The organism is Ancylobacter sp. WKF20, from assembly GCF_029760895.1.
In the GTDB taxonomy this organism is placed as follows: domain Bacteria; phylum Pseudomonadota; class Alphaproteobacteria; order Rhizobiales; family Xanthobacteraceae; genus Ancylobacter.
Window position 1 is genome coordinate 984,373 of record NZ_CP121679.1, and the last position, 15,590, is coordinate 999,962.

General features: G+C 68.9%; 10 protein-coding genes. 9 read left to right on the plus strand and 1 reads right to left on the minus strand.

The window, feature by feature from the left end:
- The first annotated feature begins 18 nt into the window (after nt 1-18).
- The 7 genes from AncyloWKF20_RS04345 to AncyloWKF20_RS04375 all read left to right on the plus strand — a co-directional run bounded on the left by AncyloWKF20_RS04345 (nt 19) and on the right by AncyloWKF20_RS04375 (nt 11,351).
- Nucleotides 19-5,760, plus strand: a complete 5,742-nt coding sequence (locus AncyloWKF20_RS04345; RefSeq protein ID WP_279316689.1) for a hypothetical protein — start codon at nt 19-21, stop codon at nt 5,758-5,760.
- Between the two features lie 26 nt (nt 5,761-5,786).
- Nucleotides 5,787-6,299 (plus strand): papain-like cysteine protease family protein, encoded by a 513-nt coding sequence (locus AncyloWKF20_RS04350; protein WP_279316690.1) that lies wholly within the window; start codon nt 5,787-5,789, stop codon nt 6,297-6,299.
- Nucleotides 6,300-6,434: 135 nt separating this feature from the next.
- Nucleotides 6,435-7,676: a CaiB/BaiF CoA-transferase family protein gene (locus AncyloWKF20_RS04355; protein WP_279316691.1), complete on the plus strand. Its 1,242-nt coding sequence runs from the start codon at nt 6,435-6,437 to the stop codon at nt 7,674-7,676.
- Nucleotides 7,673-8,632, plus strand: a complete 960-nt coding sequence (locus tag AncyloWKF20_RS04360; protein WP_279316692.1) for a hydroxymethylglutaryl-CoA lyase — start codon at nt 7,673-7,675, stop codon at nt 8,630-8,632. Before AncyloWKF20_RS04355 ends, AncyloWKF20_RS04360 begins: the two co-directional genes overlap by 4 nt.
- A 23-nt stretch (nt 8,633-8,655) precedes the next feature.
- Nucleotides 8,656-9,504: an ABC transporter ATP-binding protein gene (locus AncyloWKF20_RS04365; RefSeq protein WP_279317881.1), complete on the plus strand. Its 849-nt coding sequence runs from the start codon at nt 8,656-8,658 to the stop codon at nt 9,502-9,504.
- A gap of 2 nt (nt 9,505-9,506) precedes the next feature.
- Entirely contained in the window at nt 9,507-10,295 is a 789-nt protein-coding gene (locus tag AncyloWKF20_RS04370; protein ID WP_279317882.1) for an ABC transporter permease, read from the plus strand.
- Nucleotides 10,296-10,331: 36 nt separating this feature from the next.
- Nucleotides 10,332-11,351, plus strand: a complete 1,020-nt coding sequence (locus tag AncyloWKF20_RS04375; RefSeq protein ID WP_279316693.1) for an ABC transporter substrate-binding protein — start codon at nt 10,332-10,334, stop codon at nt 11,349-11,351.
- 81 nt (nt 11,352-11,432) lie between these two features.
- Here AncyloWKF20_RS04375 and AncyloWKF20_RS04380 read toward each other — a convergent pair whose 3' ends face one another.
- The gene (locus tag AncyloWKF20_RS04380) at nt 11,433-13,502 is read right to left on the minus strand and encodes an EAL domain-containing protein (protein WP_279316694.1); all 2,070 of its coding nucleotides are present in this window, start codon (nt 13,500-13,502) and stop codon (nt 11,433-11,435) included.
- A 293-nt stretch (nt 13,503-13,795) separates the two neighbouring features.
- On the opposite strand from AncyloWKF20_RS04380, the gene AncyloWKF20_RS04385 reads away from it, so the two are divergent.
- Nucleotides 13,796-14,233, plus strand: coding sequence for a DUF3833 family protein (locus tag AncyloWKF20_RS04385; protein ID WP_279317883.1), 438 nt, complete (start codon nt 13,796-13,798; stop codon nt 14,231-14,233).
- A complete protein-coding gene (locus AncyloWKF20_RS04390) occupies nt 14,233-15,579 on the plus strand; it encodes an MFS transporter (RefSeq protein ID WP_279316695.1) in 1,347 nt (448 codons plus the stop codon). The genes AncyloWKF20_RS04385 and AncyloWKF20_RS04390 overlap by 1 nt, the downstream gene beginning before the upstream one ends.
- Nucleotides 15,580-15,590 lie beyond the last annotated feature (11 nt).

Consider the following 15,590-nt stretch of genomic DNA (forward strand, 5'->3'; position numbering starts at 1 on the left):
CATCAAAGGCGCAGGATCATGCCCCAGCTCCAGGTCAGCGTTCAGGTCGACCGGATTCAGTCGAATGGCGAGTGGGCCGGCGCGGCCGACGCCCCGGTCTGGCTGGCCATATCGCTCTCCGCGAGCTGGAAGGATGTCCCGGCGGCGCCGGCTAATCCTCGGGCGCTGGTGGATGCACTGCTGCCGTGGAAGTGGCGCGGCGCGGCGGGCGCCGCAGCCGCTTGGAATCCGCACGACGCGGCAGCTTGGAAGATCGGTTATGTCGACGCGGCGGGCGTCTATACGGCAATCGACGCTCAACACGTCGCGCCGGTCTCGACTGTGATCGATGCCCCCAGCCTCATCACCCGACTCGACGCGGCCATCGACGCCATCGCCTTCGAGAACGGCGTGCTGCGCCACGATGCCCTGCATCTCGGGCCGCGCAATGAAGAGACCAGCACGAAGGGGACGGTGCCCGGCTTCATCGAGCGCCTGCCGACGCTGCCGCATCCCGTGCCCTGCGCCAGCCGGTCCCATGCGCTGCTGGCCATCTCACGCGCCGCGCTGACGGCCGACGCGGATGGGCTCCGCTTCGTCGCGGCGCCGGTGTTCGGCTGGCGTGACGAGAAGGCGTTCGTGCCGGGCGCTTGCGAACACATAGACGTCAATGGAGATGGGCTGAAAGAACTCGTCTTCAGATCCGCCGACCCCGACTGCATCGCCATCGTCGAGCCCAGCCTGACCAAGAAGAACATGGTGGCCAACCTCACAAAAGGCCGCGTCATCGACCTGTTCAGCCAGCGCGTCGCGGTGATCGGCGGCGCGGAGGCCTACCGCTTCACCCTGCCGACCGGCGAAAGCGTCGCCGAACTGCCCCAGCGCCTCGCCGACGCCATGGACCCGCTGGCCCGCATCCGCTCGGTCCTGCCGCGCGCGGTGGCGCAATGGCGCAAGGCCGCGACGGCGGAGGCTCCCGCTCCCGATCTGGACGACGCCGCGCTGGGTTGGCTCAAGGCGGTGCTGGACCTCATCGCGGCCCAGGTGCTGGCCCAGCGGTTCGACACGGTGGGACGCTTCGAGGTGCCGCTGATCGAGGCGTTGATTGACGAGGACACCGCCGCCGCGCGTGACCTGCTGGCAGCGCATCTGGCATCGCTCCCGGTCGTCGGCCCCGCCAGCGTTCCCGCCGCGCTGCGGGTGTCGCAGGACGAGATGGACGCGCTCGGATTTTCCGAGCATTCGCCGTTCACTCTCGATTATCTCCGGGCCGTTCTGCGCGGCGAGGCGTCCGGCGTGCGGTTGCCGGCCGACACCGACATCCTCCGGCGTCTGTGGCTGCACCGGGCGGCCTCGTCCGGCGCGCCGGAGACGACGCGTGGCCTACGCTATCACGAACTCCCGGCCACTCAGTCGAACCGCGCCGCCCTTCATGTCAACCGCGAACGGCGCCCGCCGCCGGCGCTCCCGACCGGTGATCCCGCGCCGGGCACCGGCGAGCCCTTCGCCCGCACCTCCTTCGAGCGTGCCCGCGCCAGCGCCGCGCTCGCCTTTGCCGGGCCCTTCATCGAGGGGCTGGTGGCAGGGCGGGACGACTGGTACGGCGCACCGGCCGTCCCGCCCCCGGACCCGCCCGCCAGGCGCGGACTTGCGGAGCGGCTGAGCGGCGCCATGGCGGTGCTGCTCTGGGGGCCGGACCCCAAGCCCGGCCTCTACCGAACCTTCCTCGCGCGGCTCGAGGGACCGACCCCTGACCCGGTCCGCGCCCTCCTGACGCTCATCCTGCAACTGGCCGCCGAGGAAGCCGCCCGGCTCGCGGGCCGCATCGCCTTCCGCGCCGACCCGTTCGACCGCATCACCCCGCTGCCGCTGCCCATGGCGCTGCAGATCGACCAGATCCAGACCTTTCCGCGCACGGTCGATTCCTGGACGCGTCTCTCCGGCTACGGCCTGCTGGTCCGCCGGTCCGGGCCTAGCACTGCCACCAACTTCGTCTCGCTCAATCCGGCACGGCTCTATCTCGGCGGGACGACGGACGACGCGCTCATCAAGGTGCCTTTGTCGGCTACGACCGAGCGCAACTTCGTCGATCCGCTGCCGGCGGCGCCGGGCGATCAGGTAGGCGTCAGCGATGCCATCGCCGAATTCGCCAATAGCTGGGCGACCGCGCCCATGGCTGGCGATCCGGTGCTCGACCAGCCCGGTACGGGGGGCGGTCCCCCCGCCACGCGGGTCATCGCCGCCGCACCGCCCAAGCCGCGCCCCCTTGTCGCGGGGGAGGCGGCCGGCGCGGTCGTCGCCCCGCTGCCGGCCTTCTCCTTCGGTTATAATTATGAGGTCGCCGGCCATCTGGTGGCGCAGGGCGGCGTGCTCGCGCCGGGACTGCGCGCGGCGGACAACCCCTATCTGTTCGGCGTGACGCTCGACGTGCGGGATCAGATCGCGACCCTCGCCAATTATCCTCGCACGACGGGCATCGGCACGCCGACCCTCAGCCACGACCTGCCGTCCCTGCTCGCGCCGGTGGCGCTGATCGCCAGCGAACTCCCCCGCCGCCTTCCCGCGCAGGCGCTCACCACGGTCGGTCTGCGCCTCAATTACGATCAGGAGACCGGCGGTACGCTGATCGACTGGCCGGGAGAGACGAACGCGGCGCTGTGCTTCGGCTTCGTCACCACCCACGCGGGGACGCTCACGGTGACGATCCGCGACCCCGGTGCGTCGGCGCCGATCCACACCGTCGAGCTGACCGTTCCGCCCGACCCCGGCGCGACGCCAGCGGAGTCAGGTGAACGCTGGTGGCGGGTGGAGGTGGCGCGCTCGGGCGCCGCGACCATCCGTTTCAAGGATCTGCCGCGTCGGGCGGAGGAGGAACTGCGGGCGGATTTCGAGGAGGGCTGGACAACGGCGTCCACCCTTGAGGCGCCGGGCGCGCCTCCGGGCGGCGAGGGCGTCTATCTCCACCTCGCCAGCACCTCTCTCAACATCACTGTCGAACCCGGTCCGGTGCGTCTCCTCATCGCCGGGCAGGAGAGCGCGGAAACCCCCGGCAGCGAGCGCAGCGCGCGCAGCAAGCCGGTCGAACCGTTGCTGCTCGATGGTCTCGATGTAGCGGACACCCTTCCGGCGCCGGATCGCCCACTCTCGAACCGCACGGTTCGCACCAGCGTCACCGTCACGCTCGCCGGCCCCAGCATCGACCGGCACAGCTGGGAGCGGTGGACCAACTGCGCGCTCTTCGCCCTGCCGCACGGCGCGCCGCTGCGCCAGCGCGTCACCGCGCAGCTCAACAAGCTTCAGGCCAAGGCACCTCCCGCCGATGGACGCAGCGAGGAGGAACTGCCGGACCCGGCTGTCTCCGCGCTTTGCATCGAGCTGTGGGAGGTCTTCCCCGCGCGCCGGCAAATCGGCGCGCCTCTGTTGGAGACGGCCGATGTTCTGGAACGGCCGACCGCCTCCGTGACCCTGAACGCCGCAGCCCGGGAGGCGTTCGGGCGGGAGAGCAGACGCATCGTCGCCGGGCTCCGTCCCGGCCATGTCTACGAATTGCGCGCCCGCGCGGCGATAAGGGCCGACGCCAGCCCCTTCGATAATCGGCGACCCAACCATGAACGTCTCGGAAGGGCGGTGCTGGAAAGCTGCACCCGCTCGCGCTTCGACGGCACTGACTGGCTGCTTGGGCAGGCGGTGGTGGTTCCCGTCGAAGTCGCGACGCGCGACTTGCCCATCGCCGAGCAGTCTCTGGCGAGCGCGCTGGTCGCGAGCGCCAGCGGCGACAAGCGGGCGGTGAACCTCGTCCTGCCGCCAGGACTGTTCGGAGAGCAGGGGCCGCGCCTCCTGCGCTATTGCGCGACGGCGGGCCTCGTGCCGCAACGCTGGTCCTGGCGCGGTACCCCACGGGCATTGAGCCCGGACGATGCCTTTTACGACCGCGCGGACAGCGATGTCGGCCGCGTCGCCTACGGTCCTCTGCGCGCGGCGCACGCGTTGGCAGTCATGCCGCGAGTTGCGAGCCGTCCGGCGCCCGCCACCGCCCCGTCGCCGCCTGTCGTCCTCTCCCGCGATCTCGACTGGCGCGGCGGCTGGAACCTCTGGCGGTTCAAGCTGCGCCTGGTCAGCCGCTACGCGCCGCTGTTCCGTCAGGAGGTGGATGCGCGCCGCGATCTCGGCCCGGCCGGCGGCTGGATCGACCACCATGTGAAGGACGCCGATAATGGCCGCGCCGTCGAGCGCCCGCCGCTCGCTCTTGTGCTGCCGCTGACCGAGACGGACGATGCCGCCCCCGGCACGGTGCCGCCGCTGCTCGCGCTGTTCTCCGGCGCCATGCACCGCAACGATCATTTCGGCGACCGGCTCGCCGTCGCCTGCGAGATTGCCCGCCATCCCCGGCCGAGCTTCGGCGACACGCCGCTCTCGAACCTGAAGTTCCTGCCGGAGGTCGGCCCCGACCCGATCCGCACCGGCCGTGCCCATAGCGGCGACGCGATCCCGCTGAGCCTTGACGGCCCTATCGGCTACAGCTTCGACCGGGGCAACCCGGTCGGCCCGTTCAACCATGCCAGCGTCATCGTCACCCCGCGCGGCGGCGATCTCGCGCCCTGGTCGATGATCAAGCTGAAATTCCGCCGCGAGGAAGACCCGGAGGGTTTGGGCGCGATCCCCTTCGAGCCCGGTGCGACGGAACTTCCCATTACCAGCACCGCGCCCGGCGCCCGCCATGAGGGCATTGTGCTGGACTGGTCGGATGCTGGCGCCGTGGGCGAGGTGGGACTGGCCTTGGAGCCCCTACCGAGGGGTCGCTCGCCTGCCCGCGCGGCCAGACGCGGGCAGAGGGTGATCCTCAGAGCCGTGCGGACCGGCAACCAACTCAGGCTCTCCGCCTGGGTGCTCCGCCACGAGGACCCCGGCCCGGCCAAGAGCGCTTGGGCGCCGTCCAGCTCGCCCAATGCCGCATTCTGCACGATAGAGTTAGAGGCGGGCGAGGTGGCGGCGTTGCGCCTCGTGGTGTCCGCACGTTCCAAGCCAGAGAAGGGCGACACCTGGCAGCCCACCGGTGATGTCGCGGTGCAGCTTCGCCGCAGCAAGGGCCCGGCGCCCGAGCTCGGCTGGCTCTCTATCGTTACCCTGCCGCTGGAGACGCGCGCCGCCATCACGCCCATTAGCGAGGACGCCAGACTCCATCTCAAGGGCACCACGCCCCAAACGGTGCGCCCGCTGCGCCTGTCGGACTACACCTCCTCCGTCTGGTGCCAGTTCACCGTGCCGAGTTCGCATTTCCGCGTGGCTGGGGGCGGAAGCCCGCGCACCGTGGCGGTGTCCGACCTGACGCTCGTCCGCAACCGCAATGCGACCGGCTGGGGCGGGATTGAGCTGCGCGACGGCGACGGCCCGGTGCAGCTTCTGCCGGATCACCCTGTCGAGGACACCTCCTCCGTCGACGAGCTGCGGCTCGCGGTGCTGACCATCCCGGCCCATGACAGTCTCGGGCGGATGATCGAGCGCCCTTCCGTCGTCGTGCCGCTCGACAATCTAGTGCGCGGCAGTGCTCCCGTGGTGACCGGATGCGGCGTGCCTATCTGGCCATCGCCCGACACATCCGTGCCGACAGGACAGGTCGGCCGCTGGCGCATCATGCGCGTCCTTGTGCGCAAGGGGGCGTCCATCAGCACGCTGGGCGACCTCTTCGAGGAAACGCTGGACCCCATCGGCGCCACGCCCAACCCGAGCGACGCCAAGGCCATGGTGCTGAGCATCTCACGCCCGGCCACATGGGCATTGTGACCATCTCCAACGAGAGGAGAACTGCCGTGCCCAGTCTCAACTTTACCGTCCGCCCGCCTATCGCAGCGGTGGACCAAGGCAATCTTAATCTTTGCTGGGCGGCCGCGACTGCGGTCCTCTACGGCTGGAAAGACAGCCGACCTTATACGATGGCCGAGGCCGCCGGACGGCTCGGAGGCGCTTTCGTTCTCAAGCAGGTGACGGGTTCGGCCTTGTCATATGCCGACCTCGGCCTGTGGAAGCAGAGCGGTCCCTTCGGCCAGCAACATCAGCAGTGCATAGCCGCGTCGGGGTGGGACGCGCTTCTGCGCCTCCACGGGCCGCTTATAACTCTGATCGATGGATCTGGCGCGCATGAGATCAATCACGCGGTGGTGGTCTACGGCATTGAGGGCGATGGCGCGCCAACAACCACCCGCCTGAAGGTGGCCAATGGTCAGGGTGGCAGGCTGCAGCTCTTCAACCTGCATGATTTTGTGACCATCTTCGAGATCGGCCCGGGACAGGACCCGTTGTTCAGTGTGATGTATCTGAAGTGAGCTTGCGCTTGCCATGCCGCGCTCACCCATTCACGGCCATCCGGTCATCTATGCCCAAAGATGATTGGACCTCGCGGCGCTTTCGACCGATAGAAGCGGAAAAACATCGGGAGAAGCCGCAGGATGCAGGCCAGCATGCCGCCCCTATCCACCGCCCAGAAGGGCCCGCTCGCGGGAATCCGCGTCGTCGAGTTGGGCAATCTGATCGCCGCGCCCTTTGCCGCCCGGCTGATGGCGGAGTTCGGCGCGGAGGTGATCAAGGTCGAGTCGCCGGGCGAGGGCGATCCGCTGCGCAAATGGCGCAAGCTGCACAAGGGCACCTCGCTCTGGTGGTATCTCCAGTCGCGCAACAAGAAGTCCGTCGCCATCAATATGCGTCTCGCTGAAGGGCAGGAGGTGGTGCGCCGCCTTGCCCGCGAGGCTGATGTGCTGATCGAGAATTTCCGGCCGGGCACGCTGGAACGCTGGGGCCTCGGCTGGGAGCAGCTCAAGGCGGTCAACCCGAACCTCGTCATGGTGCGCATCTCCGGCTTCGGCCAGGACGGGCCCTATCGCGAGCGCCCCGGTTTCGGCGCGGTCGGCGAGGCGATGGGCGGCATGCGCTACACCACCGGCGACCCGGACCGCCCGCCGGCCCGCACCGGCATCAGCATCGGCGACTCGCTGGCCGCCTTGCACGCGGTCATGGGCGCGCTGATGGCGCTGCTCTCGATCAAGAACGGCAATGGCGGCGGCCAGGTGGTGGACGTCTCGCTCTATGAGAGCGTGTTCAACATGATGGAGAGTCTGGTCCCGGAATATGACCTGCTCGGCCATGTCCGCGAGCGCTCGGGCGGCTCGCTGCCGGGCATCGCGCCCTCCAACACCTACCCGACCCGCGAGGGGGCCTTCGTCGTCATCGCCGGCAATGGCGACGCCATCTTCAAGCGGCTGATGACCGCCATCGGCCGCGAGGATCTGGGCAACGACCCGCGCCTTGCCTCCAATGACGGGCGCGCGGCGCATGCCTCCGAGCTCGACGGCGCCATTGCCGACTGGACGCGCACGCGCCCGATCGACGAAGTGGTGGCGGCGCTCGACGCGGCGGATGTGCCGAACGGGCGGATCTATTCGGTCGAGGACATCGTCGCCGACCCGCAATATCAGGCGCGCGCGATGATCCTGCCCTCGACCCTGCCGGATGGCACGCAGGTGCGCATGCCCGGCATCGTGCCGAAGCTCTCCGAGACGCCCGGTGGGGTGAGCTGGCTCGGCCCGCGCCTTGGCGAGCACACCGCCGACGTGCTGGCGGAAATCGGCTACGCGCCCGATGAGATCGCCGCCTTGCTCAGCAAGGGCGCCGTCGCCGCGCCAGACGGGCAGGGGGATTCCGCGTGAGTCTGGAGACCCTTCCCGCCCGCGTCCACATTCAGGAAGTGGTGACGCGCGACGGCCTGCAAATCGAGCCGCGCTTCCTGCCGACGCCCGACAAGATCGCGCTGATCGATGCGCTGTCGCAGACTGGCGTGTCGAAGATCGAGGTGACGTCCTTCGTCTCGCCCAAGGCGGTGCCGAATCTTGCCGATGCGCGGGAGGTGGCGCGCGCCATCACGCGCCGCCCTGGCGTCACCTATGTCGCGCTGGTGCCGAACCTGCGCGGGGCGCAGGAGGCGCTGGACGCCGGCATGGACGAGCTGAACCTCGTCCTCTCGGTGAGCGCGACGCACAATCTCGCCAATATGCGCATGAGCCCGGAACAGTCGCTCGACGGCTTCCGCGCCATCGTGGCGGAGGCCAAGGGGCGCACGACGGGGCGGGCCAAGCTCAACGGCTCCATCGCCACCGCCTTTGGCTGTCCCTTCGAGGGCGCGCAGGCGCCGGAAAAGGTGCTGGCGCTGGTCGGTCGCTATCTCGAGATCGGGCTGGATTCCGTCACGCTGGCCGACACCACCGGCATGGCCAATCCCCGGCAGGTGGCCGGGCTGGTGCGGGCGGTGCGCCGCAGTTTCGGCGCGGTGCCGCTGACGCTGCATTTCCACAACACGCGCGGCATGGGCCTCGCCAATGTGGTGGCGGCGCTGGAGGAGGGGGCGGACCGTTTCGACGCCTCGCTCGGCGGCCTGGGCGGCTGCCCCTTCGCGCCGGGCGCGACCGGCAATATCTCGACCGAGGATCTCGTCCATATGCTCGATGAGATGGGCGTGGCGACCGGCGTCGACCTGCCGGCGCTGCTCACCCTCGCGCGCGGCCTGCCGGCGCTCATCGGCCACGACATTCCCGGACAGGTGGCCAAGGCCGGGCGGAGCGGGGATCTGCATCCCGTCCCCGTCGCGCTGCGCCCGGCCGCGTCCTGACCCTCGCAACAGGAGAACAGATGATGGATTCCGCGTTGCGGACAGCTACTGACGGCGCGCCGCTGGCGGTGGCGCTGGACGATGTGAGCATCAGCTTCACCATGAAGGGCAAGCCGACCTTCAAGGCGGTGGCGCCGACCTCGCTGCATGTGCGCGAGGGGGAGTTCGTCGCCATTGTCGGCCCCACCGGCTGCGGCAAGTCCACCTTGCTCAACGCCACGGCGGGCCTGTTGAAGCCGGCGGGTGGTTCGGTCCGCATTTTCGGGGAACCGCTGGCGGGGCTGAACGCCAAGGCCGGCTATCTCTTCCAGCAGGACGCGCTGATGCCGTGGAAGACGGCGCTGGACAATGTCGCCATCGCGCTGGAAATCGGCGGCACGCCGCGCGCGCGGGCGCTGGAGCAGGCGCAGGAATGGCTGACCAAGGTCGGCCTCGGCCGCTTCGGCGAACGCTACCCGCATCAGCTGTCCGGCGGCCAGCGCAAGCGCGTGGCGCTCGCCCAGGTGCTGGTGCGCGATCCCAAGATTCTCCTGATGGACGAGCCCTTCGGCCCGCTCGACGCGCAGACCCGGCAGATCATGGGCACGCTCCTGCTGCGGCTCTGGGCGCAGGACCGCAAGGCGGTGATGTTCGTCACCCATGACCTTGAAGAGGCCATCGCGCTCTCCGACCGCGTGGTCATCATGTCGGCCGGGCCCGAGGCGCGGATCATCGGCGACTTCCCGATCGACCTCGCCCGCCCGCGCGACACCGCCGACATCCGGCTCGACCATCGCTTCCACGAGATCCACCGGCAGATCTGGAACCAGCTGAAGTCGGAAGTGGCCAAGACCTATGGCGACATCACCGGGGCTGAGGAGATCGCGTCGTGAGGATCCATCCCGTCAAGCTGCTCGCCCTTCAGGTGCTGGTCGCGGTTGCTGTGCTCGGCTTCTGGCACATCGGCTCCACCGTGCCGATCGGCGGCAAATACCTGCTGCCGGAGTTCTTCTTCTCCACCCCGCTCGACGTGATGCAGCGCGTGGTCGAGCTGTTCGTCTCCGGCACCATCTGGAAGCACCTCTACATCACGCTGACCGAGACGGTGCTCGCCTTCGTCATCGGCTCGGCGGGCGGCGTCATCATCGGCTTCTGGTTCGCCCGCAAGCCCATCCTGGCGGCGGTGTTCGATCCCTATGTGAAGATGGTCAACGCCCTGCCGCGCGTGGTGCTGGCGCCGATCTTCATGCTCTGGCTCGGCCTTGGCATCTGGTCGAAGGTGGCGCTGGGCGTGACGCTGGTGTTCTTCATCGTGTTCTTCAACGTCTATCAGGGCGTGAAGGAGGTGAGCCCCGTCGTGCTCGCCAATGCCCGCATGATGGGGATGAACGAGCGCCAGCTGTTCCGCAACGTGTACTGGCCCTCGGCGCTGTCCTGGATGTTCTCCTCGCTGCACACCTCGGTCGGCTTCGCGCTGGTCGGCGCCGTGGTCGGCGAGTACCTCGGCTCGTCGGCGGGGCTCGGCTATCTCATTCATCAGGCGGAAGGCGTGTTCGATGTCACCGGCGTGTTCGCCGGCATGTTCATCCTCGCCGCCTTCGTGCTGGTCATCGACTGGGTGGTGACGCGGGTGGAAAACCGCCTTCTGGTCTGGCGGCCGCAGGCGGCCAGCGAGCAGGGCTGATCCGCAGATAATCGTTCAAGAAACGGGAGGAACCTTATGAAATTACGTACGATCCTGCTGGCGGCCTCGCTGCTGCTGCCGGCCCTCGGCGCCGCCCAGGCGGCGGATGTGGAGAAGCCGAACCTGACCATCGGCGTCGGCGGCAAGCCGCTGCTCTATTATCTCCCGCTGACGCTGGCCGAGCGGCTCGGCTACTTCAAGGATGCCGGCCTCACCGTCGAGATCAACGATTTCGGCGGCGGCGCCAAGTCGCTGCAGGCGTTGGTCGGCGGCTCGGTGGATGCGGTCACGGGTGCCTATGAGCACACGATCCGCATGCAGCAGAAGAAGCAGGACATCCGCGCCGTCATCGACCTCGGCCGCTATCCCGGCATCGTGCTCGCCGTGCGCAAGTCCGAGGCCGACAAGATCAAGACGGTGGCGGATCTCAAGGGCCGGAACATCGGCGTCACCGCGCCGGGCTCCTCGACCCATATCCTCGTGCAGTACGCCTTCGCCAAGGCCGGGCTGAAGCAGGACGACGCGGCGTTCATCGGCGTCGGCGGCGGCGCCTCGGCGGTGGCGGCGATGCAGAAGGGCGAGATCGACGCGATCTCCCATCTCGACCCGGTCATCTCCAAGCTTCAGGAACTCGACCTGATCAATGTGCTGATCGACACCCGTACCACGCAGGGGACCGAGCAGCTGTTCGGCGGCATGAACCCGGCGGCGGTGCTGTACCTCAAGGAGGACTTCATCAAGGAGAACCCCAAGACGGTGCAGGCCCTCACCAATGTGTTCTACCGCACGCTGAAATGGCTGGAGAAGGCGACGCCCGAGCAGGTCGCCGCCGCCGTGCCGGAGGAGTATTGGCTGGGTGACAAGGCGCTTTACATCAAGGCGTTCAACGCCTCGCGCGAATCCTACTCGACCGATGGCAACATCGACGAGGCCAGCATGAAGAGCGCGCTGAACCTGCTCACCACCACCGACCCGAAGCTCGACGGCGCGGCGATCGACCTGTCGAAGACCTTCGACGGCACCTTCCTCGCCAAGGCGAAGGCGCAGGTCCAGTAAGCCGCAAAAGCGGCCCGGCAGCGCCCGCGCCGCCATCCTTCCCCACGCTTCGCGCCGCCCGGTTCCCGCCGGGCGGCGTTTTCACAGGGCGAGGCTCAGGCCCGCGCTCGACAGGTTGAACGTCTGCGCCAGCGGCACCGGCCGCCCCAGCAGATAGCCCTGAACCTCGTGGCAGCCCTCCGCTTCCAGCAAGGCGAGCTGTTCGACCGTCTCCACCCCCTCGGCCAGCACCTGGATCTTCAGGCTATGGCCGAGCGCCAGCACCGCGCGCAGGATGGCCAGCGCCTCGGCGCTGCCCGTCACATCGCGCATGAAGGAGCGATCGAGCTTGATGCGCTGGAACGGGAAAACCCGGAGCACGTCGAGCGAGGAATAGCCGGTGCCGAAATCGTCGATGGCGATCATCACGCCGAGCTTGCGGATCTCGTTGAGCACGGCGAGGCAGTGCGCACGCTCCTCCATCAGCGAGGTTTCCGTCACCTCCAGCTCCAGCCGCGCCGGGTCCAGCCCGCTATCCTTCAGCGCGCTGGCCACCAGCCGGGGCAGGTCGCCATACATGATCTGCACGGCGGAGATATTGACGGCCACGCGATGCGGCGCCGGCCATTGGGCCGCGTCGCGGCAGGCGGTGCGCAGCACCCATTCGCCGACCGGCAGGATCAGCCCGCTTTCCTCGGCCAGTGGGATGAAGTCGCCGGGCGAGATGAAGCCGCGCACCGGGTGGTGCCAGCGCAGCAGCGCCTCATAGCCGATCACCTCGGTCGGCCCAACCTCATGGTCGAGCCGCGGCTGGCCCTCCGCTCCCTCGGGCGCGAGGCGGGCCTGCAGCTGGTAATGCAGCTCGAAAGCGCCTTGCTCCAGCGCGTTGCGGATTTCCAGCACCAGCTCGCGCCGCCCGCGCGCGACCTCATCCATGGCCGCTTCGTAATAGGAGACGCCGCGCGCCGGGTCCGCCTTGGCGCGGTACATGGCGAGATCGGCATTGCCGACGATCTGCGCCGCCGTCGCCCCGTCCTGCGGGTAGAGCGAGACGCCGAAGCTGGCATGGGCCAGCACGTCGAATTCCTTGATGCGTACCGGCGCCTGCAGCGCGCGCTCCAGCCGGCGCAGGAAATCCTCGGGCTTGCGTCCGCCGCTGAGCGGGCAGATGGCGGCAAATTCGTCACCGCCCATGCGGGCGAGGAACTCGCCGTCGCGCAGTTCGGCGCTCATGCGCGCGGCGACCGCGCGCAGCAGCGCATCGCCCCCCTCATGGCCATGCACGTCATTGACCGCCTTGAACTTGTCGAAGTCGATGATGACCACGGCGAAGCTGCGCCCTTCCGAACGGGCGCGGGCGAGCTTGAGTTCCAGATAGCTGGTGAAGCTGTTGCGGTTGGGCAGGCCGGTCAGCCCGTCCACCAGCGCCATCTGGCGCAGCGCGTCCACCGTCTGGTCGTTCACGTCGGTGTCGATCATATGCGCGACCCCGCCCGTCGCCGCGACCAGCAGCGCGGCGCAGGTCACCGCCACGGCAAGCCCGTCAAAGCTCGACGGATCCACCGCCGGCGCGCCGAACGGCACCAGCGTCAGCGCCGCCATGCCGGTGAAGTGCAGGGTGAGGATGCACAGCGTGAACAGGCCGAGGCCGAGCACCCGCCGCCCGCGCAGCTCGAACCCCAGCGCGCCGAGCGCGCAGACCACCGCGAGCGCGACGGAGGCGGCGACATAGGTCGCGTCCCAGAGCATCAGCCCCTGCGCGCGATAGGCGAGCATGCCGACATAGTGCATGCCGGAGACCGAGAGGCCGAGCAGCAGGCCGGCCATTAGCCACGCCATCCGCCGCCCCGGCTGGCGCGTGGCCGGCGCCAGATGGAAGGCCAGCGCAATGCCGGTGATGACCACGAACAGGGAAACCAGCGTCAGCACCGGATCGTAGCTGGCGACCACGTCGGTCCGGTAGGCCAGCATGGCGACGAAATGGGTGCACCAGACCGAGCAGCCCGCCGCCACGGAGGAGAGGAACAGCCATCCCGCCCGCTGGCGCCCGTCACGCTGGCGGGCACGTCGGTAGAGCTCCAACGCCACCCAGCTGCCCCCGCCACACACCAGCACAGCGAGTGCCAGAAGCCACAGGTCATGTTCGGTCGTGAGGCACGAGAGAATGCGCATGGAAGACGTACCGACGTTACCTGTGGCGGCGCCCCGCGCTTGCCACTCCCTGAGAGGCCGCCATTCCCGGCTCGGGCCATTTGCCGTTTACGTAGCGGATCGGCCTGACGATCACCATCGCGCGAGGAAAAACGCGCGGCAGGCCGATCATCCACGGGCGCCACCGGTACGTAAATCCGAAACAATTCACGGAGTGTGCCATGCGCCACAGTCTCAAACGCATTCTGCCCATGAGCTTCCTCGCGGCGGCGTCGCTGGTTGCCGGCGCACCGGCCCAGTCCAGCCCGGCAGGGATGGCGCCCTTCACCCTGGAGGGCTATTTCACCGGCAAGACCGAGGCGACGGGCTCGTTCAGCGCCATCAACGGCACGTCGCGGCAGTTCGCCGTCGCGCTGGACGGCAAATGGAATGGACACCTGCTGACGCTGGTGGAGAAGTTCACCTTCACCGATGGCGAGCGCCAGACCAAGACCTGGCGGTTCGAGAAGCAGCCGGACGGCACCTATCTCGGCACGCGCGAGGATGTGCGCGGCGATACCCGCGTCACCATCAACGGCAATACCGCGACCTTCAATTACCTCGTCGATCTCGACGAGGGGCCGGGCGAAAATCTGGTGCGCTTCTACGACACCATGACCCTGCGCGCCGACGGCACCGTGCTGAACACGGCCTGGGTCACGAAGTTCGGGCTGCCGGTCGCCCGCACGCGGGTCGAGTTCCGGCGGCCCTGATGGCCGCAGCATCCGCGCCGGGGATCGGCCGCTGGCGGTTGCTGGCCTATGCGCTGCCGGCCTTGCCGCTCGCGGCCCTCGCCCTGCCGCTCTATCTGCTGGTGCCGACCTTCTACACCGAGACGCTCGGCCTCTCGCTCGGTGCTGTGGGCGGCGTGCTGCTGGCGGTCCGCCTCATCGACGCCGCTGGCGACGTGGCGCTGGGTCTGCTGTCCGACCGCATCAAGACCCGCCTCGGGCGCCGGCGCACCCTGTTCCTCGCCGCGCTGCCGGTGGCGGCGGTCAGCGCCTACATGCTCTTTGCCCCGCCGGCCGGGGCAGGCCTCGCCTATCTCGCCTTCTGGGCGACGGGCGTCTCGCTCGGCTACACGGCGGCGACCCTTGCCTATGGCGCTTGGGGGGCGGAGCTGTCGGGCGATTACCGCGAGCGCGCCGCCATCACCGCCGCGCGCGAGGGGGCGACGCTGATCGGCACGCTGGTCGCCATCAGCCTGCCCTTCCTGACCGGCTTTGACCGGTCGGACGGACGGCACGGCGATTCCCTGCACGGACTTGCACTGATTGGCCTGACTGTCCTCCTCACTGCACCGACTTTTGGACTCACTGCACTGCGCTTCGTGCCCGAGCCGGTGGACCATTCGCGCACCCGGCTGGACCTGCGCGAGGGGCTGAAACACCTCGCGGCTAACCGCCCGTTCCTGCGCCTGCTCGCCGCCTTCGTGCTGAACGGGCTCGCCAACGCCATTCCAGCGACGCTTTTCCTCTATTTCGTCGCCGACCGGCTGGGGGCGCCGGAATTGCGCGGCCCACTGCTTTTCGCCTATTTTCTCAGTGCGATAGCCGGTGTGCCGCTGGCGCTGAAGGTCGCCGCAAGGGTAGGAAAACACCGCGCCTGGTGCGGCTCCATGCTGATCGCCTGTGCCATCTTCGCGGCGGCGGGATTTCTCGGCCCCGGCGACAGCGCCGCCTTCGCGGCGATCTGCGTGGCGACCGGCCTCCTGCTCGCCTTCGACCTGGTGATCCCCCCGGCCATCCAGGCCGACGTCATCGACGCCGACACCGCCGCCTCCGGCGAGCAACGCTCCGGCCTCTATTTCGCGGCCTGGACGCTGGCCACGAAAATCTCGCTAGCCCTTAGTGTGGGCTTGGTTTTTCCGCTTCTGGACGTCGCCGGTTTCACCCCGGGCGCGCCCGGTGGCGCAGGCACGGGCGCGCTCGCCGCGCTCTATGCCTGGCTGCCGCTGGCGCCAAAGCTGGCCGCCATCGCGCTGATGTGGCGCTTCCCGCTGGACGAGGCGGCGCAGCGTGCCTTGCGCGCCCGCATCGAGAGCGCGGCGGCGCCCTAACGGGGGGAGGG